At 66.8% G+C, this 23,008-nt stretch carries 17 protein-coding genes and 1 tRNA gene; 5 read left to right on the top strand and 13 right to left on the bottom strand.

What is annotated here, in order from left to right; all coding sequences use genetic code 11:
- Positions 1-39: 39 nt before the first annotated feature.
- The 4 genes from SOM10_RS15895 to SOM10_RS15880 form a co-directional block, all read right to left on the bottom strand.
- The gene (locus SOM10_RS15895; RefSeq protein ID WP_056277204.1) at positions 40-834 is read right to left on the bottom strand and encodes an enoyl-CoA hydratase/isomerase family protein; all 795 of its coding nucleotides are present in this window, start codon (positions 832-834) and stop codon (positions 40-42) included.
- A 45-nt stretch (positions 835-879) separates the two neighbouring features.
- Positions 880-1,371 carry an FBP domain-containing protein gene (locus tag SOM10_RS15890; RefSeq protein WP_053098921.1) on the bottom strand — a complete coding sequence of 164 codons (492 nt, stop codon included), beginning with the start codon at positions 1,369-1,371 and terminating at the stop codon, positions 880-882.
- 261 nt (positions 1,372-1,632) lie between these two features.
- The gene (locus SOM10_RS15885; RefSeq protein WP_320491032.1) at positions 1,633-4,275 is read right to left on the bottom strand and encodes a LuxR C-terminal-related transcriptional regulator; all 2,643 of its coding nucleotides are present in this window, start codon (positions 4,273-4,275) and stop codon (positions 1,633-1,635) included.
- 120 nt (positions 4,276-4,395) lie between these two features.
- Entirely contained in the window at positions 4,396-5,103 is a 708-nt protein-coding gene (locus tag SOM10_RS15880) for a FadR/GntR family transcriptional regulator (RefSeq protein ID WP_056277198.1), read from the bottom strand.
- A gap of 138 nt (positions 5,104-5,241) precedes the next feature.
- On the opposite strand from SOM10_RS15880, the gene SOM10_RS15875 reads away from it, so the two are divergent.
- The 3 genes from SOM10_RS15875 to SOM10_RS15865 are packed head-to-tail and all read left to right on the top strand — an operon-like array spanning position 5,242 to position 7,709.
- On the top strand, positions 5,242-6,651 hold the full coding sequence (locus SOM10_RS15875) for a GntP family permease (protein WP_372984322.1): 1,410 nt from the start codon (positions 5,242-5,244) through the stop codon (positions 6,649-6,651).
- A gap of 7 nt (positions 6,652-6,658) precedes the next feature.
- On the top strand, positions 6,659-7,177 hold the full coding sequence (locus SOM10_RS15870) for a gluconokinase (protein WP_320491030.1): 519 nt from the start codon (positions 6,659-6,661) through the stop codon (positions 7,175-7,177).
- Positions 7,178-7,208: 31 nt separating this feature from the next.
- Positions 7,209-7,709 (top strand): hypothetical protein, encoded by a 501-nt coding sequence (locus tag SOM10_RS15865; protein ID WP_320491029.1) that lies wholly within the window; start codon positions 7,209-7,211, stop codon positions 7,707-7,709.
- On the opposite strand, the gene SOM10_RS15860 is transcribed toward SOM10_RS15865, so the two are convergent.
- The 3 genes from SOM10_RS15860 to SOM10_RS15850 are packed head-to-tail and all read right to left on the bottom strand — an operon-like array spanning position 7,699 to position 9,341.
- Positions 7,699-8,172, bottom strand: a complete 474-nt coding sequence (locus SOM10_RS15860; RefSeq protein WP_072590829.1) for a heme-binding protein — start codon at positions 8,170-8,172, stop codon at positions 7,699-7,701. The genes SOM10_RS15865 and SOM10_RS15860 overlap by 11 nt on opposite strands.
- Positions 8,173-8,198: 26 nt before the next feature.
- Positions 8,199-9,062, bottom strand: a complete 864-nt coding sequence (locus tag SOM10_RS15855) for an FHA domain-containing protein (protein ID WP_320491024.1) — start codon at positions 9,060-9,062, stop codon at positions 8,199-8,201.
- A 12-nt stretch (positions 9,063-9,074) separates the two neighbouring features.
- A complete protein-coding gene (locus SOM10_RS15850; protein ID WP_053098914.1) occupies positions 9,075-9,341 on the bottom strand; it encodes a hypothetical protein in 267 nt (88 codons plus the stop codon).
- A 218-nt stretch (positions 9,342-9,559) separates the two neighbouring features.
- On the opposite strand from SOM10_RS15850, the gene SOM10_RS15845 reads away from it, so the two are divergent.
- A complete protein-coding gene (locus SOM10_RS15845; RefSeq protein WP_320491022.1) occupies positions 9,560-10,153 on the top strand; it encodes a fasciclin domain-containing protein in 594 nt (197 codons plus the stop codon).
- A 559-nt stretch (positions 10,154-10,712) separates the two neighbouring features.
- Here SOM10_RS15845 and SOM10_RS15840 read toward each other — a convergent pair.
- Positions 10,713-10,797, bottom strand: a tRNA-Tyr gene (locus SOM10_RS15840).
- Between the two features lie 86 nt (positions 10,798-10,883).
- Complete coding sequence (locus tag SOM10_RS15835; protein ID WP_320491020.1) at positions 10,884-11,813, bottom strand: carbohydrate kinase family protein; 930 nt, start codon at positions 11,811-11,813, stop codon at positions 10,884-10,886.
- 85 nt (positions 11,814-11,898) lie between these two features.
- Between SOM10_RS15835 and SOM10_RS15830 the strand changes: the two genes are divergently transcribed.
- Positions 11,899-12,489, top strand: coding sequence for a hypothetical protein (locus tag SOM10_RS15830; protein WP_320491018.1), 591 nt, complete (start codon positions 11,899-11,901; stop codon positions 12,487-12,489).
- Positions 12,490-12,580: 91 nt separating this feature from the next.
- Here the strand turns inward: SOM10_RS15830 and rpoC are convergent, their stop codons facing one another.
- From rpoC to SOM10_RS15810, 4 genes are all read right to left on the bottom strand, one after another.
- Entirely contained in the window at positions 12,581-16,456 is a 3,876-nt protein-coding gene (rpoC, locus tag SOM10_RS15825; RefSeq protein WP_320491016.1) for a DNA-directed RNA polymerase subunit beta', read from the bottom strand.
- A gap of 85 nt (positions 16,457-16,541) precedes the next feature.
- Positions 16,542-20,045 (bottom strand): DNA-directed RNA polymerase subunit beta, encoded by a 3,504-nt coding sequence (locus SOM10_RS15820; RefSeq protein WP_053098901.1) that lies wholly within the window; start codon positions 20,043-20,045, stop codon positions 16,542-16,544.
- 268 nt (positions 20,046-20,313) lie between these two features.
- On the bottom strand, positions 20,314-22,014 hold the full coding sequence (locus SOM10_RS15815; RefSeq protein ID WP_056277185.1) for an ABC transporter ATP-binding protein: 1,701 nt from the start codon (positions 22,012-22,014) through the stop codon (positions 20,314-20,316).
- Positions 22,011-22,976 carry an ABC transporter permease gene (locus SOM10_RS15810; RefSeq protein ID WP_053098899.1) on the bottom strand — a complete coding sequence of 322 codons (966 nt, stop codon included), beginning with the start codon at positions 22,974-22,976 and terminating at the stop codon, positions 22,011-22,013. Before SOM10_RS15810 ends, SOM10_RS15815 begins: the two co-directional genes overlap by 4 nt.
- Positions 22,977-23,008 lie beyond the last annotated feature (32 nt).

Raw genomic sequence — 23,008 nt, 5'->3', positions numbered from 1 at the left:
ATCCGTGGATACATCGGGGCGAACCGGCTCCCGCGGGAATCAGCCCTTGCGTGCGGATGCCGCGGCGAACGCGGCGATCCGGGCCTGAGCGTCCGGGGTCGCCAGGGAGGCACCGATCGAGCGCGCCTCCTCGCTCAGCTGCTCGGCGAACGTCCGCTCGGGCTGAGAGCGGACGAGGCGCTTCGCGTGACCGTACGCTTCAGCCGCACCGGCGAGCCAGAAGCGGGCGATCTCCTCCGCACGCGCCCTCACCCGGCCGGCTTCGTCCGCAGAGTCGGCCCCGTCGACGGCCTCTGCGACGAGGCCCCATTCCACGGCTTCCGCGGCCGTCAGGAGGCGGTCCTGCAGCACCAGCTGCAGCGCGCGGCGCTGTCCGACCGCTCGAGCGAGCTGAGCCGAGACCGACAGGTCGGGTGTCAGCCCGATGTTCGCATAGAGGCTGCCCAGCCGAGAGCGTGAGCCGACCACGGCGTAGTCGCTGCTGAGCAGGATGCCGAGCCCGCCGCCGGCGGTCGTCCCGTGGGCTGCGGCGACGACCGGCACCGCAGACTCGGTCAGCGACCGGATCCCGGCGTTGATGACTTCGGCCAGGGCCGTGATCTCGTCACCCGATCCCATCGTCGTCGCCATCTCGATGACATCACCGCCGGCGCAGAACGCGGGGCCCGCCGCATCGATCAGGATCGCCTTCACATCCGTGCGCGACGTCGCCTCGGCCGTCGCGTCACGCCACGCGTGCGCCAGATCGGAGTTGAAGGCATTGAGCCGTGCCGGACGGTTCAGTGTGAGCCGGGCCAGCCCCTCATCGACGGTGAACAGGATGGCATCGTTCATGGCTTCTCCTTCGAGCGCAGACGTATGCGACCAGGCTAACTGTGATCAGGCCTGCTGCCTCACGCGGCCCACGAAGGCCTCCATTCGCCGCCTCGTGCCGTCGAGACGGACGTCCACCTGTCCGGGGGCGAGGATCTCGTTCGGGGCGAGCGGGTGGGCGAGTCTCACGTTCTCGTGACAGGAGAGATCGGCGCACATGTAGGTGCCGACGGAGTCGCCCCGCTCACCGGCCTCACCTGCGAGCCGTGCTGAGAACAGCGCCACCTGGTTTCCCGGCTGCATGGTGTGGCAGATGTTGCACATGCCCGAACGACCTCGGCCGGGGTCCGAGACTCGCAGCACGAACCCCGAGACCTCACCGTCGTGCTGAGTGAGCACGTAGCCGCGCCGACCCGCACTCGGGTCTCGCCACGCGAAGAAGTCCAGGTAGTCCCAGTCGATCAGGACGAAGTCGTGGGGCATCTCCATGACCCGCAGCTCGTCGGCATCCGCATTGACGAACGAGGCACGGACGTCTGCTTCGGTGAGCGCTCGCATCGCTCCAGTCTATGAACACCGGTGCGCATGGGGTCGCGACCAGGCGTCCGAGATCGCGGCGAGGCGCGGCCAGGGTGAGTTCCAGGGCGAAATACCGCGTGTTCGATGCGCTCCCTCACGACCCCGACGCGCCCGCACCTATCGTGAACACAGGTCGACGAGAGCACGAACCCCCAGGTTCACCCCTCCCACGCTCCCGACTCTGAGGCGCACCACGCGTCACCCGAACTCGGGGTGCGCCTCGATCGACCGGTCAGTCGCTCAGTCCTCGAGCAGCCCCAGCTCTGCGGCGCGCAGAAGAGCCTGCTCCCTGTTCGACGCACCGAGCTTGCGATACGCGCTGCGACGTTGGACCTTCACCGTGTTCGGTGAGACGAAGAGTGCCGCGGCGAGCGCGTCGGTGGACGACGTCGTCCGCAGCTCTCGCATCACCGCGAGTTCTCTCGACGTGAGCCTGACCGGGGGCGGCAGCGCCGGGAACGGGCATCCGTCCGAGGCGCGCGCGAGATAGGAGTCGAGGAATTCCTGCTCGGTCGGCGCGCACAGTTCGCGCACCTCGCTCAGCACGTCACCGGCGAAGAGCGCGAGCGGAGCCTGAGAGCGCTGCTCTCGCATCACGGCGACGGCGCGAGACATCGCGCGGGCAGATGCCTCACGCCTGCCCAACCGTGCTGCCGCGGCTGAGGACGTGATGGCTGCGAGGCAGAGCCGGTCGAGGTCCGGGTCGCGTTCGGCCTGGGCGACCTCGGCCGCGGCGTAGGAACGCGCGTCGTCACCGGTGAGGAGCGCGACGAACGCCTCGACGGCGAGCCGAGCCGGATCATCGCCCGGGAGCCCTGCCGCAGTCCGTCGGGCCGCCGTCTGGTCGCCGAGCGCCAGCGACGCCATCGCCTGCGCGACAGTCAGCCGGGACGATCCGTAGTCGGAGACCGCCGAGTTCACGCCCCGCCCGAGCGAATGGGCGATGGCCAGCGATGCCTCGGCCGCGCGCCCCTCGCGCACCTCGATCTCGCTCTGAACGCAGACGAGGTAGGGCCAGAGCTCCGTCGTTCCCAGGTGGTGTGCGATCGAATCCGTACGGCGTCTGGCCTCGTCGAGATCGAGCGCCGCGATGGCGATGACGGCGTGAGCGATCTGCTCCAGTATCCCGAACTGCTCCGATCGCCAGGCGGGCGGCGGATCGACGCCGTCGATCTCGTCGAGGACCCGCCGCGCATCGGACAGCCGTCCCCGCAGGGCGTATACGCCGGCGAGAGTCGCAGCGCAGTGATACCAGCCGCCGTCGTCATCGGGCATCCGCAGACCGACACCGTCTTCGAGGATCATGACGGTATGCGCGACCTGAATCGTCATACCGAGCTCCAGGACCTCGATGGCATCCGAGATCCGACCCAGCTGAAGGAAGCTGAGCCCGCAGTTGCTGAGCAGCAGCGCCGCGAATCCGGTGCACTCCGCACGCTGCTCGGCATCCATCGTGTGGAAGACCTGGACAACCAGATCGGCGGACATCCCGGATCGCCGGAACTGCCCGGCGAACCGCTCGGCCAGCGCCTTCGCGCTGAGCATCCAGAACCGCTCGACGGGGTCATCGTCGACGCCCCGGCGGCCGAGTGACAGCGCGGCGCCCTGGAAATAGGCGAACGCGCGCAGCCGTTGACCGAGACGCAGCAGGACCAAAGCCAGCAGCATGCCGAGCAGCAGATGACGCGCGAGCACGAGAGGATTCTCGCGACGCAGCAGCGTCTCGACTTCGCGCGGACTCGACCGGGAGAGGATGAACCAGGACTTGCGCCCGAGGCGCACCGCGAGGACGTAGTCCCTCGCTCTCATCGCGTTGGTCAGCGCCTCGAGATGGCGGCCGTGCTCGGAAGCCCACAGCGCGACTGTTCGGCGGATCGGTGCCACGGCGTCGAGTGGCCGCTGATCGAGTCGGCGCGCGAGCGCTTCGCGCAGCAGCGGGGTGTAGACGAACCCGAGACCGTCATCCGCCGGTTCCCACATGCCCAGCCCGTAGAGCTCGGCCCGATCGAGGTGCTCGTCCCCGCCATCCGGCCAGCCGAGACGCCGGACGATCTCGCGCGTCACTCTCCCCGGCACCGAAGTCCGAAGCAGGAACTCCTGGAAGTCGGCCGGAGCATCCGGACCGATCAGGCTGGCCATCAGAGCATCAGCGAGCCCTTGCACCTCGACGGCGGCGATCTCGACCGGGTCCCGATGGGTCGCGAGAGCAAGGCCCAACGCCCGGGCTGCGAGGGGCAGTGCGCTCTCCTCACCGAGCGGATGCGGCGGGAGCGCCTGACCGGATACGCGTTCCACCACCGCCCGAGCCTCGTCACACGTGAAGAAGAGATGCGCGGGTCCGACGACGCACACGTCCGCGGACGCGAGCATCTGCAGCGTCCGCGTCACCGTGGAGCGGCGCGTCGCCACGACGATCCGCAGGAGCGGTGCGGCGTCGAGAAGATCGAGAGCCCGCCCGAGAAGCGACCGCTCATCGGCCCGCTCCGCATTGTCGATCAGTAGGACGCACGGTCGACTCAGGTCGCCGAGCAGGCGCCCGAGTTCGCCGCCCGGATCCCGGACGCTGTCGAACCCACGCAGCGCCGAGCGAGCGGTGCTCCGATCAGCGATCAAGTCCTGGACGATGACCTTGGTCAGGATCTCGCGAAGCATGAGGTGCTCGTTCGTGACGCTCTCGTCGAACCCGAGTCGCACCGCAGCAGCTGCTCGTTCTTCCTGCATCGTCGCCCACTGGCTCAGCAGAACCGACTTCCCACCTCCGGCGGGGCCGCTGATGACCGTCAGGGCATGCCCTCGATCGAAGATCTCCGTCAGCCGCGGACGATCGAGCATGTGCAGGGGAAGACGCGCGCCGCGCGCACGTCCGCCTGTCCCCTGCTCCATCGCCGGCCTCCCCCGAGAACGCGAAACTCTCCGCGATCCGATCGTAGGTCTGCGAATGATTCCGGAATACTGCGAAAGCCGACGTATACCGAGATATCGGCTGAGTATGCCGCTCTTCGGCTATTCGGCAGCGCGCTGCATCGCCTCGTCGGCCTCCATGACGATGCTCCGCATCGCTGACGCGGCGGCATCGGCATCTCCGCCCGCAACCGCGAACGCGACATCCCGATGCCACTGCACAGCGCTCTGATTGGCCACGTGCGGCATGAGGTCATGCGCCGTGCGCCCCCTGAGCACTGCCTCGACCATGCCGCCCAGAGCGGCGAGCATCCGATTGCCGGACGAATCCAGCAGAAGACGGTGAAGCCTGATGTCCGCGGCGAGGTAGCGCTCTCGGTCGGCCTCGTGGTCCTCCTCGCTCATCGCGACGACGAGTGAGACGAGCTCGACCTTCTGTTCCGACGTCGCGTTCACCGCAGCGAGTCGTGCAGCGAGCGGTTCGATCACGGAACGGAGCTGGCTGAGCTCCCGAAGCTGCTCATCGCGACCGGGGCCCGCGAGTCGCCACGCGATCACCTCGGGCGCGTAGACGTTCCAATCGGCGCGCGGCCGCACCTCGACACCCGATTTCCGCCGCACCCAGACAAGACCGAAGGACTCGAGGACCCGCACCGCCTCACGGGCGGCGGAGCGGGACACTCCCCGCTCCTGAGCGAGCTCCACCGTCAGCATCCGCGACCCCGGGGGGTGCTCGCCGTCGACGATCGCGCGACCGAGCTCGGCGACGAGCGAGTCGTGGACAGGGCTTGCAGGGCCGGCGACGGTCATATGTCGAGTATGCCCGCCACAGGGTTGTTGACGTGGGACGTCTCAGGCGATTGTTTCGGTTATGTTGCGCATGACGTGGTATGCGTGCTTATTATGTACGGCATAAGATCGTAAACCACGCCCGGATCAAGGAAGCTCATGGCACTCTTCACCCCCGCCGCCGACGCGCTCATGACGGCAGTCGCCGACACGGCAGCCCCCGACCGCCCCGCCGGTCAGCTGATCACCGCCGCAGTGCTCGGGATCGCGATCATCATCGTCCTCATCACGTGGGTGAAGCTGCATCCCTTCCTGTCGCTCACCATCGGCGCGCTCGCCACCGGCGCGATCGCCGGCATGGACATCGCGGCATCGGTCACCAGCTTCTCGACCGGATTCGGCACCACGATGGGTGGCGTAGGAATCCTGATCGCCCTCGGTGCCATCTACGGAAAGCTCCTCGCCGACTCGGGTGGTGCCGACCGCATCGTCGATACGCTCGTCAGCCGTGCCAGCGCACGGTCGCTGCCGTGGGTCATGGGACTCATCGGTGCGGTCATCGGTCTCCCGATGTTCTTCGAGGTCGGCCTCGTGCTCCTCGTGCCGGTCATCATCCTCGTCGCACGGCGCTCCGGGGCGCCACTCATGCGCATCGCGATCCCGACGCTCGCCGGCCTCTCGGCCATGCACGGCCTCGTGCCGCCGCACCCGGGCCCGCTCGCCGCGATCGACGCGCTCGGAGCCAACCTCGGCCTCACCCTCGCCTTCGGTGTGATCGTCGCGATCCCCGCCGTGATCATCTCTGGGCCGCTGTTCGCCCGCTTCGCCGAGCGCTGGGTCGACGTCCCGGTCCCCGAGCTGTTCGTGACGGACGAGGACGAGGGCATCGAGCAGCGTCGCCGCCCGTCGTTCGGCGCGACGCTCTTCAGCATCCTGCTCCCCGTGTTCCTCATGCTCGCCAAGGCTGTCGCCGACATCTCGGCCGCAGGCTCCGACGCCCCGTGGAAGGTCGCGCTCGACTTCCTCGGCACGCCGGTCATCGCCCTGCTCATCGCCGTGCTCGCCGGATTCTTCATCCTCGGCCGCGGCGCCGGATTCGACCGCACGAAGATCAACGACATCGTCGGCTCGTCGCTCGGCCCCATCGCCGGCATCCTGCTGATCGTCGGCGCGGGTGGCGGATTCAAGCAGGTGCTGGTCGACACCGGCATCGGCAACGTGATCGCCCAGTTCGTCTCCGGGTCGTCCGTCTCCGTGCTGATCCTCGCGTGGCTGGTCGCCGTCGTCATCCGCATCGCCACGGGATCCGCGACCGTCGCGACGATCACCGCCGCCGGCATCCTGCAGCCGCTCACCGAGACCCTCGACTCCCCCATGGTCGCGCTGCTGGTGCTCGCGATCGGCTCGGGCTCGGTGTTCCTGTCGCATGTCAATGATGCGGGTTTCTGGCTCATCAAGGAGTACTTCGGCCTCAGCATCCCGCAGACTCTGAAGTCATGGACAGTACTCGAATGCCTCATCTCCGTCACCGGTCTCGCCGGCGTCCTCGTCCTGAGCATGTTCGTCTGAGCGCGCCATGATGTCCGTCAACGCACCTGTCCTCGTCTTCATGGGCGTCGCCAGCACCGGAAAGTCGACCGTGGCAGCGATGCTCGCCGGCCGTCTCGGATGGGCGTTCGAAGAGGGCGACGACCTGCATCCCGAGGCGAACGTCGCCAAGATGGCTGCCGGCCACGCTCTGAACAACGAGGACCGCTGGCCCTGGCTCGACCGCATCGCCGAGTGGATCGATGAGCGCATCGACGCCGGCGAGCCCGGCATCGTGACCTGCTCCGCCCTGCGACGCAGCTACCGCGACGTGCTTCGCCGGGATGCGGTCACGTTCGTGCATTTCGCCGGCGAGCGCGAGCTGATCCTCGAGCGGATGCTGCGCCGCCAGGGGCACTTCATGCCCGCCACACTGCTCGACTCGCAGTTCGCGACGCTCGAACCCCTGGAGGCGGACGAGCGGGCCATCGAGATCGACATCGCTCTGACGCCGGCTGAGCAGGCCGCTCAGATCGCGTCACGGCTGCGGTTGCACCCGGACTACTGAGACGATTCCTCGGCCCGCGACACTTTGAGTCATGAAGAACTCGATGCGGCGCGCTGTGCGGATCCTGGTCGCGGCGACGACGCTCAGCGTCGGGCTGACCGGCTGCTCGCCCTCCTCCGGCGGAACTCAGCCTGCGAACGATGCGTCGACTGCTGAGACGCCCCTTGGCGCCGGTTCGGTCAGCGACGCCCCTCGTGCGAGCCCTCTCAGCTGCGATGGCGTGGCTGTGATGTTGACGGTCGATCCGCTGTCAGCCACCGCCGGGCAGACGGTCTCCCTGTCAGTGCATCCCCCCGAGTGCCTCGACGAGCTCTGGGCGGGCGAGGTGATCATCCGCTCCCCCGAGGGCGATCTGCGCACCGGTTCACGTCTCGAGGTCGGAGCGACCTCGGTGTCGGTCGAGGTGCCGCCCGATCTCACGGGGACGCCGATGCTGATGCTCGTACCCGATCTCGATTGCGAGCGATCAGGTGCGACCGGCGACTGCCACTATCCATACGCGGAGATCGAGATCCGCGCCGCTACTCCGTGAGCAGACCCAGCCCTGCGATCCCCTCGACGACCAGGTCGTGGTCGTCCGATGACGGAAGTCCCGACACCGTCGCGACCGCGACGACACCCACACCGTCGACGCGGATCGGCACCGACCCACCCGCGACCGCGTAGACGACCGGATCGAGCCATCCCGGCTCGTACATGTCCCGGCCGCCCTGCTCGATGCGCGCTTCGAGCAGAGCCGTGCTGGTCTCGAACCTGAGAGCGGTCGCCGCCTTCTTCGCCGCCCATGCGTCGTTGTCGGCCGTCGCGCCCGGCAGAGATGCGTGGAAGAGGACCCCTGACGGGGTGCGCACGTCCACGGCGACCGGGTGGCCCTCGGCCAATGCCCGTTCTGCGATCGAGCGACCCAGCTCCCATGCGTCCCTGCGGTCGAAGCGGCGCAGGACGAGTTCGACGTGCTCCTTCTCGAGCTGCGCGATCCGTGTCTGGTCACTCATGTCCGGTACCTCTCGTGTGCGTCTGTTCAGCCGAGTTCCCCCGATCCGTACGGTCGAATCGGCTGCTGCCTCTGGAAGGCGTACTCGCCACCCTGACGCCCTCCGAAGGGGCGTCCGTGATCGGCGAACTCCTCACGATAGAACGCCAGCCGCCAGGATCCGATCTCGATCCGCGATCCGGTGCGCAGAATCCGGGCATCCTCCGAGCTGTGCGGCAGATTGGGCCGCCCGCCGCCGGTGGGGGCGTACGAATACAGGACGTACTCGTCGTCCTCGTTGTGGCGGACTTCGGCGTGCAGCGCCTCCACTCCCTCGAGCCGCAGGTCGGCGTCCTTGCCCGAGCCGATCGTCGTCCGTCCGGGAAGGAGATCGAACTCACGCGGCCTGGTGCTGTTCCAGTCGCCGTTCCCGACCGCGAAGATCAGCCGTGGTCGACCGGATCCGGGAAGGTAGTGGGTGGTCGTCACCCGCCGCGGCACCCGACGTGCCAACGTGGGAACGAGGGGGAAGAGAGTGGGCGGCGGGGCGGGGAGGCGGAACCGGCTGCCGTCGTCCCGGTGCTTCACCTCCGAGAGCAGCGCCGACAGATGTCCGAGCCTGATGCGCGACGACCCGGCGATCGCACGGCCGACAGGCCCTGACCTGACGTCGCCGAGCTGGAGCAGAGTCCCCTTCGGCCCTTCCACACGCACGCTGAGGCCTCGTCGCGACAAGGCATCGGCGAGAGGTGCCAGCTGCGTGAGCTCGCGGCGCCCCATGCCGGTGAGGCCCGCAGTGGACTCGAACGAGATGACGACCTCCCGACCCGCGGCACGCACCGTGAAGCGAGTCGGAGATGCGCCGTCCGAAGCGACGTGCTCGACCTTCAGGTCGATATCGAGACGGATCATGGTGGCAGGCCGTCAGGCCGGCCGGCTCTCGCCGGACTCGCTGTCGCTGGTCGTCACGCGCAGCGTGCCGTTGAACTTCCACGTCGCGCGAGGCGCATCCGGCCCGATATCCCGAGGGACTTCCACGGTCATGTCCTCGAACGTGTAGTTGACCGCCGCTCCGCGACCGGTCAGATAGGCCCACATCTCTCGGCCGAGATCCGTCCAGTCCGTGATCGATGCTCCACTCGGCCCCGAGGCCTCGGAGAACAGTTCGGACGTTTCCTTCTCATCACTCATGGGGTGCTCCTTCGCTGGTGCCCGGTGGTGTTGAAGCGATTATGCGCGCCCCCGATCACTCTGTCCATATGTTTTTGAATACAGTCCAGAAACTGTCTTCCGCTCTCCGAGGCAGCTCAGAGAAACTTCGCGGCCGGTGCATCCAAACGGTGGTGACCAGCGGAATAACCCTGTGTCACGACCCTCGCCGTGACTCCGATCGACAATGGAGTTGAACGATGACTGGAAAGATCCGCGCCTCCCTCGCAGGGGTGGCCGCACTCGCCCTCGTCCTGACCGCCGCGCCCGCACAGGCCGCAGAGACAGCACGCCCCTCGGGGAACATCGTCGATGTTCTCGTCACCGCCTCAGGAGGAGGCGCTCCAGACCGAAACGCCAACGACTACGACCTGCTCGTCCAGGCGGTGCTCGCCACCGGCCTCGACAGCACGCTCGCAGATCCGGCGGGAACGTTCACCGTCTTCGCTCCGAACGATCGAGCCTTCCTGCGGCTGGTGTCCGACCTGACGGGCACCGAACCCGCATCCGAGGCGGCGGCACTGACCACGCTCACGACCGCCTTCACCACCGACCAGATCGCCGGCATCCTGCTGTACCACGTCGTCGCGGGCAAGAAGCTGGGCCCGATCAAGGTCATCACGTCGAAGTCGCTCACCATGGCCAACGGCGGGGTCGTCCGGCCGCGCGGCGTCTTCTTGCGTGACGAGAGCCCCACCCTGCGGGACCCGGCCCTGGTGCTGTGGCGGGTGAACATCACCGCGAACAATGGAGTGATCCACACGATCGATCGCGTCCTGGTTCCTGCGATGTGAGCACGCCGTGAAAAGGAAACGCCCCCGAGGACGGGGGCGTTTCTCCGGCTCGTGGATCTCGTGATCGAGAACGACGAACAGATGGTGGGGTTTTCCCGTATCTCCCCGAGTCCTACCCTTTACAGGGATCGGGGCCCGCGATTCCTAGGCGTTTCCCACGCGTTCCTTTCGCGATTCCCACGGATACCCCCGACTGCCCTACTCCTGCTTGAGGTGCCAGCGGGCCAAACTCAGGATTCGGCCGCGGCGCCGTCGCCCTCAGGTTCTGGCTCTCCCCCGGGGATCGCCTACCTGAGGGCCTGCTACGTCGAGACTGAGCTCGCCCTGCGACGCTCTCGTCGTGCTTGTTGTCTCATCGGGTGAGCTGCCACTGCCCGACGGTCGCGCACAGTGCGACCCAGCCAGCCCAGGGACCTCTGGGCGGCCTGCCGACAGCTCACGCAAGAAGCAGAACTGGCACCGAAACGAGGAAAGCCCCCGGTATTCCCGGGGGCTTTCCTCGTTTGACCTGGCATTCTGAGATACGAGAACAAAATCCTCGAGATCCGGGAATACCCCATGGTGGCGAGTGAGGGATTCGAACCCCCGAATGCTGAGCAGTCTGATTTACAGTCAGATCCCTTTGGCCGCTTGGGTAACTCGCCAGAGCGCACCCGTCCGACTTTGACAGCCAACCGGGGGCACGATAGATAATCATACCTGCCGAGGGCAAGCGCGAGAAATCGAACGCTCAGCTGCCGAACACGCCGCGATCGGCGTCAGCGATCGACTCCGGAGTCCGCAGCAGGCCGCCCTCGGCTCGGCACGTCGCAGCGGCCACATCCATGGCTCGATCGAGCAGGTGCTGCCAGCCTTTCGCATCGGAGGGTGTCCCCTGAGCAAGGCCGGCCGCCACGGCCGCGAGAGTCGCATCTCCGGCTCCCACGGTGTCGACGACGCGACCGGGCAGCGTCGAGATGGGCGCCGTGACGATGCCGGCATCCGACTCGAGGGCTGCACCATCGGCGCCTGCGGTCGCGAGCACCGCGCTCACTCCGAGCGCGCGCAGCCGCGCCCTCAGCGCATCGAGATCGCCGTCATAGAGGAGAGCCGCATCATCGGCGCCGATCTTGACGATCGACGCTCTTGCGGCGGCGCGCTCGAAGCCCTGCACGAACTCGGCACCGTCGCTCAGCATCCCCGACCGTGGGTTCGGGTCGACAGCGAGACGAGTGTCGCCGACGGCGTCGAGCAGGGCGTCGACCTCACCGGGCACGTCGAAGGGGAAGCAGCTGACGGCCACGAGATCCGAATCGGCGATCGCACGGACAGCCTCGTCGGAATAGCGGATGCTGCGCCGCTGCGCGGCCTCGTTGAACACGTAGAGGGGCTCGCCGTCGGGACCACGCTGCACGATCGCCCGGGACGAGCCCAGCGGCGCCTCGCTGGCGATCAGCCGCACGTCGTGATCGTCGAGGTATTCGCGAATGTGCGCCCCCGCTTCGTCGTCCCCGACCATCGCGATCAGGGTGGTCGGCACGCCGAGCCTGCGAAGACCGACGGCGACGTTCAGTGCCGCGCCGCCGACCAGCTCACGCACCCCGCCGACGTCGTGGATCTCGTCGATCAGCGCGTCTCCGACGACGACTGCACCGGGCATACGGGAGGAATCATCACTCATTCCGCCGACACTACCGCGAGAGCGGCCTCTTCGGCGGTTCGGTCAGCCTCCCTGCGCGGGCTGGGCACAGCGCTACGGTGAGCGCATGAACGCTCGAATCGCCGCCGGCGCTGCGGCTCTCCTGCTCCTCGCCGTGCTCACCGGCTGCGATCCGACCGGTTCGGGCACCACTCCGTCGAACGATTCCGCTGAACCGTCGTCGAGTCCGGGACCGGACGAATCGGAGAGCCCGTCGCCCTCCCCCACACCGACAGAGACTCCGATCGCTCTGCCGACCGACTGCAGGGCGATCCTCTCGGACGACGTGCTCGCACAGCTCGAGGGAGTGCCACTCAATGACGCGGCGTTCGGACCGTCCGGGGTCGGAGACGACGGCGAGCTCACCTGCATCTGGGCGGATCCGAAGGCGGACACCACCCGGCTGGTCACCACCATCTCCCTGATGAACCGAGGGCCGGCCCTCGACATGCTGAACGCTCTCGTGGCCGACAAGGGCTACACGTGCTTCACTCCCGACGGCGGCACGCGCTGCGAGAAGACCTGGCAGAACGAGCAGTACCCTGTCACCGACGGTCGCACCCTCTTCTGGCGGGACGACGTGCTGATCGACTCCCAGTACTCGAATCTCGCGCCCGAGGGATACACCTCGAGCATCGTGGCGCACCTCTTCGACTGATCCGTCGCCCTGTCCACGGCAGGCACCCCGGATCCGGGCACGAAGAAGGCCCCGGGCGAATCGCCCGGGGCCTTCTCACTCACTCACTCGATCAGTTGTACGTACCCGGCGTGATGTCGTCCGTCGAGAACGCGTCGAAGTCGACGTAACCGAAGTCGCCGTCGGCGTACGCACCGTCGGATGCGAAGATCCGGTTCGGGTAGCGCTCGCTCTTGGCTTCCTCCGTCGCCTCGACCGTGACGTCGCGGTACTTCGAGAGACCGGTTCCGGCGGGGATGAGCTTTCCGATGATGACGTTCTCCTTGAGACCGACCAGCGGGTCGCGCTTGCCCTCCATGGCGGCCTGCGTGAGAACGCGGGTCGTCTCCTGGAAGGAAGCGGCCGACAGCCACGACTCGGTCGCGAGCGACGCCTTCGTGATACCCATCAGCTCCGGACGGCCGGACGCGGGGCGCTTGCCCTCTGCCACAGCCTCGCGGTTGATCGCCTGGTAGCGCTTGAGGTCGACCATCTCACCCGGGAGCAGGGTCGTGTCGGCGTGATCGACGACAGTGACCTTGCGGAGCATCTGACGGACGATGACCTCGATGTGCTTGTCGTGGATCGGCACACCCTGCGAGCGGTAGACGCCCTGGACACCGCCGACGAGGTAACGCTGCACCTCGCGGGCACCCATGACGCGCATGACCTCCTTGGGGTCGAGCGTGCCGACCAGGAGAGGCTGACCGACCGTGACGTGCTGACTGTCCTCGACCAGAAGCGTCGCACGCTTCAGGACCGGGTAGATCACTTCCTCGTCACCGTTGTCGGGCGTCAGGATGACCTTCTTGGCCTTGTCCGTCTCGTCGATCGTGATGCGGCCGTCGGCCTCGGCGATCGGCGATGCGGCCTTCGGGGTGCGAGCCTCGAAGAGCTCCTGCACGCGGGGCAGACCCTGCGTGATGTCGTCTGCCGACGCCGAACCACCGGTGTGGAACGTACGCATCGTCAGCTGGGTACCGGGCTCACCGATCGACTGTGCCGCGATGATGCCGACGGCCTCGCCGATGTCGACGGTCTTACCCGTCGCGAGCGAACGGCCGTAGCACTGCGCGCAGACACCGACGGCGGAGTCGCAGGTGAGGACCGAGCGCACCTTGATGCTCTCGACACCGAGACCGACCAGCTTGTCGATGAGAACGTCACCCACGTCGTCGCCGGCAGAGGCGAGGACCTCGCCCTTGCTGTCGACCACGTCGGAGGCCAGCGTACGAGCGAACACCGAGTTCTCGACGTTCGCGTCGCGCACGAGCTCACCCTGCGAGTTCGGAGCGGCGATCGGGAGCTCGAGGCCCTTCGACGTGCCGCAGTCCTCTTCGCGGATGATGACGTCCTGCGAGACATCCACCAGACGACGGGTCAGGTAACCCGAGTCGGCGGTACGCAGAGCGGTGTCGGCGAGACCCTTACGGGTACCGTGCGTCGCGATGAAGTACTCCGCAACCGACAGACCCTCGCGGTACGAGGAGATGATCGGACGCGGGATGATCTCACCCTTGGGGTTGTTCACCAGACCACGCATACCGGCGATGTTCCGGATCTGCAGCCAGTTACCACGAGCACCCGACGACACCATGCGGTTGATGGTGTTGTCCTCGGGGAAGTTGGCCTTCATCGCAGCCTGGACCTCGTCGGTCGCCTCGGTCCAGATCTTGATGAGCTCCTGACGACGCTCGACGTCGGTCGTGAGGCCCTTCTCGTACTGGGACTGGACCTTCGCGGCCTGCTTCTCGTAGCCCGCGACGATCTCAGCCTTGTTCGGCGGCGTGAGGATGTCGCTCAGGGCGACGGTCACACCCGAGCGCGTGGCCCAGTAGAAACCTGCGTCCTTGATGCGGTCCAGCGACGCAGCCGTCTCGACCTTGGGGTACTCCTCGGCCAGCTTGTTGACGATCTGCGACAGCTTGTTCTTGTCAGCCTGCTCGCGGACGAACGGGTATCCCTTGGGCAGCGTGTCGTTGAAGATCGCCTGACCGAGCGATGCGTCGACGAGACCGTGACGCTCGTAGCCCTCGGGAGCTTCGCCCTCGAGGAACGTGAGACCCGGGATGCGGATGCGGACCTTGGCCTGCAGGTCGAGGGTTCCCTCGTCCTTCGCCAGGATCGCCTCGCCCACCGAACCGAATGCACGGCCCTCACCGGCTGCGCCCGCCTTGACCGTGGTCAGGTGGTGCAGACCGATGATCATGTCCTGCGAAGGCAGGGTGACCGGGCGTCCGTCGGACGGCTTCAGGATGTTGTTCGACGCGAGCATCAGCACGCGGGCCTCGGCCTGAGCCTCGACCGACAGCGGCAGGTGGACAGCCATCTGGTCACCGTCGAAGTCGGCGTTGAACGCCGCGCAGACGAGCGGGTGCAGCTGGATGGCCTTGCCCTCGACGAGCTGAGGCTCGAAGGCCTGGATGCCGAGACGGTGCAGCGTGGGCGCACGGTTGAGCAGCACCGGACGCTCGCGGATGATCTCCTCGAGCACGTCCCAGACCTCGGGACGCGTGCGCTCGACGGCGCGCTTGGCCGCCTTGATGTTCTGCGAGTGACCGAGGTCGATCAGGCGCTTGATGACGAACGGCTTGAAGAGCTCCAGAGCCATCTGCTTGGGCAGACCGCACTGGTGCAGCTTCAACTGCGGACCGACGATGATGACCGAACGGCCCGAGTAGTCGACGCGCTTGCCGAGCAGGTTCTGGCGGAAACGACCCTGCTTACCCTTCAGCATGTCGCTGAGGGACTTCAGGGCACGGTTGCCGGTACCGGTGACGGGACGACCACGGCGACCGTTGTCGAACAGTGCGTCGACGGCCTCCTGCAGCATCCGCTTCTCGTTGTTGACGATGATCTCGGGAGCACCGAGGTCGATCAGACGACGAAGACGGTTGTTGCGGTTGATCACACGACGGTAGAGGTCGTTGAGGTCGGAGGTCGCGAAGCGGCCACCGTCGAGCTGCACCATCGGGCGCAGCTCCGGCGGGATCACCGGAACGACGTCGAGGACCATGGCGGCCGGGCTCATGCCGGTCTCCAGGAACGAGTTGACGACCTTCAGACGCTTGATCGCGCGGATCTTGCGCTGGCCCTTGCCCTCGGAGATCTGCAGGTGCAGGCTCTCCGCCTCGGCTGCCAGGTCGAACGCCGCGAGGCGACGCTGGATCGACTCGGCGCCCATGTAGGCCTCGAAGTACTGACCGAAGCGGTCCTGCAGCTCGTGGAAGACGTCGTCCTCGGGACGCAGTGCGCCGACCTCGAGCGTGCGGAAGTCCTCCCACACGCGCTCGAGCTTGGCGATCGCCTCGTCGGCACCCTTGCGGATGAGCGACATCTCCTTCTCGGCGGCGTCCTTGACCTTCTTCTTCGCGTCGGCCTTGGCACCCTCCGCCTCGAGGGAAGCGAGCTCCTCCTCCAGGCGAGCCAGGCGCTCGGCGATCTTCGCGTCGCGACGGTCTCCGAGCGTCTTCAGCTCGAGACGGATGTTGTTCTCCTGCGTGCCCAGGTCGCGGTGACGAGCATCCTCGTCGACCGAGATGACCATGTAGGCGGCGAAGTAGATGACCTTCTCGAGGTCCTTCGGCGCCATGTCGAGCAGGTACCCGAGACGCGAGGGAACACCCTTGAAGTACCAGATGTGGGTGACGGGAGCGGCGAGCTCGATGTGACCCATGCGCTCACGACGGACCGAGGACTTGGTGACCTCGACGCCGCAGCGCTCGCAGACGATGCCCTTGAAGCGGACACGCTTGTACTTGCCGCAGGCGCACTCCCAGTCGCGGGACGGGCCGAAGATCTGCTCTCCGAAGAGACCGTCCTTCTCCGGCTTCAGGGTGCGGTAGTTGATGGTTTCAGGCTTCTTGACCTCGCCGTAGGACCAGGCGCGGATGTGGTCCGCGGTGGCCAGGCCGATGCGAAGCTCATCGAAAGTGTTTGACTCGAGCACAAATTCTCCTGTGTAGGAATTCTTCTGAAGAAATCGGGGAGGTGGGCCGCCGACCGGGCGTGACGCGCGGTCGGCGGCCTGGACCTTAGATCTCGTCGATCGAGGCGGCCTCGAAGCGGCTGGAGATGTTGATGCCGAGTTCCTCCGCAGCGCGGAAGGCCTCGTCGTCGGTGTCACGCAGGTTGACGAGCGTGCCGTCTGCCGAGAGGACCTCGACGTTCAGGCAGAGCGACTGCATCTCCTTCATGAGCACCTTGAAGGACTCGGGGATGCCGGGCTCCTGGATGTTCTCGCCCTTGACGATCGCCTCGTACACCTTGACGCGGCCGAGGATATCGTCGGACTTGATCGTGAGGAGCTCCTGGAGCGCGTATGCGGCGCCGTAGGCCTCGAGGGCCCACACCTCCATCTCACCGAATCGCTGGCCACCGAACTGCGCCTTACCACCGAGCGGCTGCTGGGTGATCATCGAGTACGGACCCGTCGAACGTGCGTGGATCTTGTCGTCGACCAGGTGGTGCAGCTTCAGGATGTACATGTAGCCCACCGAGATCGGCGCCGGGAACGGCTCACCGGAGCGGCCGTCGAACAGCTGCGTCTTTCCGGTCGAGTCGATCAGGCGGATGCCGTCACGGGTCGGGGTGGTCGCGTCGAGGAGACCGGAGATCTCCTCCTCGCTCGCACCGTCGAACACCGGGGTCGCGACCTTGGTGCCGGGGGCAGCCTCGAACGCGTCCTTGGGGAGTCGCGCAGCCCACTCCGGGGTGCCTTCGACCTTCCAGCCCTGCTTCGCGATCCACCCGAGGTGGGTCTCGAGCACCTGGCCGAAGTTCATTCGACCGGGGATGCCCAGCGGGTTCAGGACGATGTCGACCGGGGTTCCGTCCGCGAGGAACGGCATGTCCTCGATCGGGAGGATCTTGGCGATGACACCCTTGTTGCCGTGACGACCGGCGAGCTTGTCACCCTCGGTGATCTTGCGCTTCTGGGCGATGTAGACCACGACGCGGCGGTTGACACCGGAGCCGAGCTCGTCGTCGCCGTCCTCGGCGTTGAACTCCTTGACGGCGATGATCGTGCCCTGCTCGCCGTGGGGCACCTTGAGAGAGGTGTCACGGACTTCGCGGCTCTTCTCGTTGAAGATCGCGCGGAGCAGACGCTCTTCCGCCGACAGCTCGGTCTCGCCCTTCGGCGTGACCTTGCCGACGAGGATGTCACCGGGGCGGACCTCGGCACCGATGCGGATGATGCCGCGCTCGTCGAGATCCTTCAGGAGCTCGGGGCTGACGTTGGGGAGGTCACGGGTGATCTCCTCCTTGCCGAGCTTCGTGTCGCGCGCGTCGACCTCGTACTCCTCGATGTGGATCGAGGAGAGGGTGTCGTCCTTGACCAGGTCCTGGCTCAGGATGATCGCGTCCTCGAAGTTGTAGCCCTCCCACGTCATGAACGCGACGAGGAGGTTCTTTCCGAGTGCCAGTTCGCCGTTCTCGGTGGCGGGGCCATCGGCGATGACCTCTCCGACCTCGACGCGGTCGCCCTCGTTGACGACGACCTTCTGGTTGTACGACGTGCCCTGGTTCGAGCGATCGAACTTGCGCAGGTGGTAGTCCTGCGTTCCACCCTCGTCGAGCATGACGGTGACGCGGTCTGCGGAGACCTCGGTGACGACACCCGGCTTCTCAGCCGTGAGCACGTCGCCGGCGTCGATGGCCGTGTAGCCCTCCATACCGGTTCCGACGAGCGGCGAGTCGCTGCGGAGCAGCGGCACAGCCTGACGCTGCATGTTGGCGCCCATGAGTGCGCGCTGTGCGTCGTCGTGCTCGAGGAAGGGCACGAGCGAGGTCGCGACCGACACCATCTGGCGCGGCGAGACGTCGATGTAGCCGATCTCCTCCGGAAGGAAGAGGTCCACCTCACCGCTACCGCCCTTGGGGCGCGCGAGGACGTGGCTCTCGCGGAAGCGACCGTTCTTGTCGAGCGGGGCGTTCGCCTGCGCGATGTTGAAGTCGACCTCTTCGGAAGCGGTCAGGTAATCGATGTGCTCGGTGACGACGCCACCCTCGACCTTGCGGTACGGGGTCTCGATGAAACCGAACGAGTTGATGCGCGCGAACGTCGCGAGAGCACCGATCAGACCGATGTTCGGGCCTTCAGGGGTCTCGATGGGGCACATGCGGCCGTAGTGCGACGGGTGGACGTCACGGACCTCGACGCCTGCGCGGTCACGGCTCAGACCACCGGGGCCGAGAGCCGAGAGGCGGCGCTTGTTGGTCAGACCCGCGAGCGGGTTGTTCTGGTCCATGAACTGCGACAGCTGCGAGGTTCCGAAGAACTCCTTGATCGCGGCGACGACGGGGCGCACGTTGATCAGGGTCTGCGGCGTGATCGCCTCGATGTCCTGCGTGGTCATGCGCTCGCGGACGACGCGCTCCATGCGGGACAGACCGGTGCGGACCTGGTTCTGGATCAGCTCGCCGACCGCGCGGATGCGACGGTTGCCGAAGTTGTCGATGTCATCGGTCGCGATGCGGATGTCGGCCTTCTTGCCCGAGCGGATGCCGGGGAAGGTCTCTTCCGTGCCTGCGTGCAGACGCACGAGGTACTTGATCGTCGCGACGATGTCCTGAACCGTGAGGACCGAGTCGGTCAGCGGAGCGTCGAGACCGAGCTTGTGGTTGATCTTGTAACGACCCACCTTCGCGAGGTCGTAGCGCTTCGGGTTGAAGTAGAAGTTGTCGAGGAGCGCGCGGGCGGCCTCGGCGGCGACCTGCTCGCCCGGACGCAGCTTGCGGTAGATGTCGCGGAGCGCATCTTCCTTCGTGACGATCGTGTCCTTCGCGAGCGTCTCCTCGATCGAGGTGTAGCCGGCGAACTCCGTGAGGATCTCCTCGCTGGTCATGCCCAGCGCCTTGAGGAACACGGTGACCGACTGCTTGCGCTTGCGGTCGACGCGCACGCCGACCTGGTCGCGCTTGTCGATCTCGAACTCGAGCCATGCACCACGGCTCGGGATGACGCGAGCCGACACGATGTCCTTGTCGGACGTCTTGTCGGGGGTCTTGTCGAAGTACACACCGGGCGAACGCACGAGCTGCGAGACGACGACGCGCTCGGAGCCGTTGATGATGAACGTTCCCTTGTCGGTCTGCAGCGGGAAGTCGCCCATGAAGACCGTCTGGGTCTTGATCTCACCCGTGAGGTGGTTCATGAACTCGGCCTCGACGTACAGCGGAGCGGCGTACGTCTTGCCGCGCTCCTTGCACTCCTCGATCGAGTACTTCTCCGGCTCGAGGTAAGGGTTGGTGAACGACAGCTGCATCGTCTCGCCGAGGTCCTCGATCGGAGAGATCTCCTCGAAGATCTCGCCGAGACCGCTGTTCTCGTTCACGTCGGTGCGGCCGGCCTTCTTGGCCTCTGCGACTCGAGCCTTCCAGGCGTCGTTGCCGACGAGCCATCCGAAGGATTCCGTCTGCAGAGCGAGAAGGTCAGGGACCGTCAGCGTGTCGGAGATCTTGGCGAACGAAAGACGGGAAGCTCCGCGTCCGTTCTTGGTGGTGGTGGATGTGGATGCGTTGCGAGCAGCAGCCAAGGGAATAACCTCCGTGAGCCCCGCAGGGCTTCTCGATTCCTTTGTCGTCAGGTGGAGTGTGCGCTCAAAGACTCAACGAAATGCCGACCACCATATGAGGGCACGGAGAAGCGAGCGCAACTACCAACTATACGCGCGATCTTGCGACATGGCAAGCGCAATCCTTGACCTTCTTCGGATGCTGCGGTAATGGCACCCGGAAGCGTCGTCCGTCGACCCGGTGCGCCCGCCCCGGAGCTCGCGCTCGGGGCGGGACTCATCGTCGTCGTCAGGAGGCGATGTTGAGTTCGTTCCCCGGGATCGACGCCAGCAGACGTCGCGTGTACGGGTCTCGAGGATTCGTGAAGATCTCCTCCGAGGATGCCGCCTCAACGAGCGAGCCGTCCTTCATCACGCACACGTAGTCGCTGATCAGGCGGACCACGGCGAGGTCGTGGGAGATGAAGAGATAGCTGAGTCCGTACTCGGTCTGCAGGTCGCCCAGCAGGTTCAGGATCTGATCCTGCACGAGGACGTCGAGCGCTGACACGGGTTCGTCGCACACGATCAGCTCGGGCGAGAGCGCGAGCGCACGGGCGATCGCGACACGCTGACGCTGACCGCCGGACAGCTCGGACGGATACCGGCGCAGCATCGACTGCGGCAGCGCCACGTCGTCGAGCAGCTGCCGGACGCGCTTGCGCCGATCGGCGCCGCTCCCCCGCTTGTAGAAGTCCAGCGGCTCGGAGATGAGGCGCTCGATGGTGAACATCGGATTCAGGCTCGAGTACGGATCCTGGAAGATCGGCTGCACCTTCTGCCGGAAGTCCCGGGTCTCCGCACGGGTGAGCGAGGAGACGTCCTTTCCCTCGTAGCGGATGAGACCGCTCGTCGGCTCGATGATCTTCAGCAGCATCCGCGCGGTCGTCGTCTTGCCCGAACCGGACTCGCCGACGATCGCCACCGTCTCGCCGCGCGGGATGGCGAGCGACACGTCGTTCACGGCGACGAAGTCCTCTTTCTGCCCACGGACCGGATAGACCTTGGTGAGGTTCTCGATCTCGACGATGTTGTCCGCTGTCGGCAGGGCGAGCGCGCTCGAGGCGTCCTCGGCTGCGTTCGGATCGGACGGACGCTCCTCGGCGTGGAACGCCTCCGGGCGCAGACGCGCGGCGGCCACCGACGGCGCCGCCTGCACGAGCGACTGCGTGTAGGGGTGCTGCGGATTCTCGAGGATCTGCTTCGCCGGCCCCTGCTCGACCACCTTGCCGCGGTGCATCACGATGACGCGCTCGGCACGCTCGGCCGCGAGTCCCAGATCGTGCGTGATGAGCAGCACGGCGGTGCCGAGCTCGCGCGTCATGTCGCCGATCTGGTCGAGGATCGTCTGCTGCACCGTCACGTCGAGCGCGCTCGTCGGCTCGTCCGCGATCAGCAGGCGCGGTTTGCACGCCAGGCCGATCGCGATCAGCGCGCGCTGGCGCATGCCGCCGGAGAACTCGTGCGGGTACTGCTTCGCGCGCTTCTCGGGATCCGGCAGTCCGGCGGCTGTCAGCGCCTCGACGACCTTCTGCTGCACGTTCTGCCTGGTGGCGAGTCCGTGGGCGAGCAGGGTCTCGGCGACCTGGGTGCCGATCTTCGCGACCGGATTCAGGTTCGACATGGGGTCCTGCGGCACGAGGCCGATGTCGCGCCCGCGGATGGTGCGCAGCTCGCTCTCGGGAGCGCGGGTGATGTCCTTGCCGTCGAGGCGGATGCTGCCGCCGGCCACGCGCCCGCCACCGGCGAGCAGCCCGATGATGGCCATGGCAGTGGTCGACTTGCCCGACCCGGACTCCCCCACGATCGCGACGGTCTGGCCCGGCGCGATCTCGAGGTCGACTCCCTCGACGGCGTGCACGACGCCGTCCATGGTGGCGAAGTCGACCGCCAGCCCTTCGACGGACAGCAGCGGAGCGTCCGTGGTCCGTGTCTCTTTCGCAGCGTTCATCGTGCTCTCGTCCTCGGGTCCATGGCCTCGCGCAGGGCTTCACCGAACAGGGTGAAGCCGAGCGCGGTGACCGCGATGCAGATGCCGGGCAGGAATGCCAGCCATGGCGCGATGGCCAGCTCGGCCTGCGCATAGGTGAGCATGCGGCCCCACTCGGCCGTCTCGGGGCGACCGCCGCCGAGACCGAGGAACGACAGCGCCGCCGCATCGATCACCGCCGTCGCGAGCGTGAGCGTGCCCTGCACGATGACAGGTCCGATGGCGTTCGGCAGCACGTGCGACATGGTGATCTGCCCGCGACCGAGCCCCAGCGTCTGGGCGGAGAGCACGTAGTCGCTCGATCGCTGCTGCAGCATCGACGCCCGCAGGAGGCGGGCGAAGATCGGAACCTGGGATGCTCCGATGGCGATCATCACCGCGAAGGGCGTCTGGCCCAGGATCGCGGCGATCGAGACCGCCAGCAGCAGGTTCGGCACCGACAGGATGATGTCGACGATGCGCATGATGAGGGTGTCGACCCATCCGCCGAACGTGCCGGCGAGGAGTCCGAGGATCATTCCGCCGACCAGACCGAGCGCGGTCGAGATCACACCGATCAGCAGCGACGCCTGCGCACCCCAGATGAGCTTGGAGAGCACATCGCCACCGAAGCGGTCGAGCCCGAGGGGGAACTCCGGCAGCTCCCCCGGACCGGGGATGTGCGTCGGCGTGATGTACTTCGCGCCGGGCAACGCCGTCTCGGGGTACGGGGCGAGCAATGGCGCGAGCACCGAGACGAGGACGAAGACCAGCACGATGCCGGCGCCGATCCAGGCCGTCGGGTTGCGGCGGAGGCGGCGGAACACGTCGCGCCAGAACCCCCCGGGCCCCTCTTTGAGGCCGGCCTGATTCACGGCGACCGTGTCGACGACCGAGCCGCTCGCCGCGGACGGACCCTGCGCGGGTGGGAGCGAGATGGTCATGACGCCACCCCCTTTCGGAGAACGAGACGGAT

Origin of the sequence: Microbacterium sp. CFBP9023 (assembly GCF_034045055.1) — a bacterium.
GTDB lineage: Bacteria > Actinomycetota > Actinomycetes > Actinomycetales > Microbacteriaceae > Microbacterium.
The sequence above is the reverse complement of the archived record's forward strand: the minus strand, read 5'-3'. Positions and strand labels throughout refer to the sequence as shown.

Coding starts and splice junctions, on each gene's coding strand:
- SOM10_RS15860 (WP_072590829.1), bottom strand. CDS start 8,172: ATGAGTGACCAGACACGGATCGCGCAGCTCGAGAAGGAGCACGTCGAA.
- SOM10_RS15895 (WP_056277204.1), bottom strand. CDS start 834: ATGAACGATGCCATCCTGTTCACCGTCGATGAGGGGCTGGCCCGGCTC.
- SOM10_RS15880 (WP_056277198.1), bottom strand. CDS start 5,103: ATGACCGTCGCCGGCCCTGCAAGCCCTGTCCACGACTCGCTCGTCGCC.
- SOM10_RS15865 (WP_320491029.1), top strand. CDS start 7,209: ATGAAGAACTCGATGCGGCGCGCTGTGCGGATCCTGGTCGCGGCGACG.
- SOM10_RS15890 (WP_053098921.1), bottom strand. CDS start 1,371: ATGCGAGCGCTCACCGAAGCAGACGTCCGTGCCTCGTTCGTCAATGCG.
- SOM10_RS15815 (WP_056277185.1), bottom strand. CDS start 22,014: ATGAACGCTGCGAAAGAGACACGGACCACGGACGCTCCGCTGCTGTCC.
- SOM10_RS15850 (WP_053098914.1), bottom strand. CDS start 9,341: ATGAGTGATGAGAAGGAAACGTCCGAACTGTTCTCCGAGGCCTCGGGG.
- SOM10_RS15855 (WP_320491024.1), bottom strand. CDS start 9,062: ATGATCCGTCTCGATATCGACCTGAAGGTCGAGCACGTCGCTTCGGAC.
- SOM10_RS15885 (WP_320491032.1), bottom strand. CDS start 4,275: ATGGAGCAGGGGACAGGCGGACGTGCGCGCGGCGCGCGTCTTCCCCTG.
- SOM10_RS15870 (WP_320491030.1), top strand. CDS start 6,659: ATGATGTCCGTCAACGCACCTGTCCTCGTCTTCATGGGCGTCGCCAGC.
- SOM10_RS15810 (WP_053098899.1), bottom strand. CDS start 22,976: ATGACCATCTCGCTCCCACCCGCGCAGGGTCCGTCCGCGGCGAGCGGC.
- SOM10_RS15835 (WP_320491020.1), bottom strand. CDS start 11,813: ATGAGTGATGATTCCTCCCGTATGCCCGGTGCAGTCGTCGTCGGAGAC.
- SOM10_RS15845 (WP_320491022.1), top strand. CDS start 9,560: ATGACTGGAAAGATCCGCGCCTCCCTCGCAGGGGTGGCCGCACTCGCC.
- SOM10_RS15875 (WP_372984322.1), top strand. CDS start 5,242: ATGGCACTCTTCACCCCCGCCGCCGACGCGCTCATGACGGCAGTCGCC.
- SOM10_RS15830 (WP_320491018.1), top strand. CDS start 11,899: ATGAACGCTCGAATCGCCGCCGGCGCTGCGGCTCTCCTGCTCCTCGCC.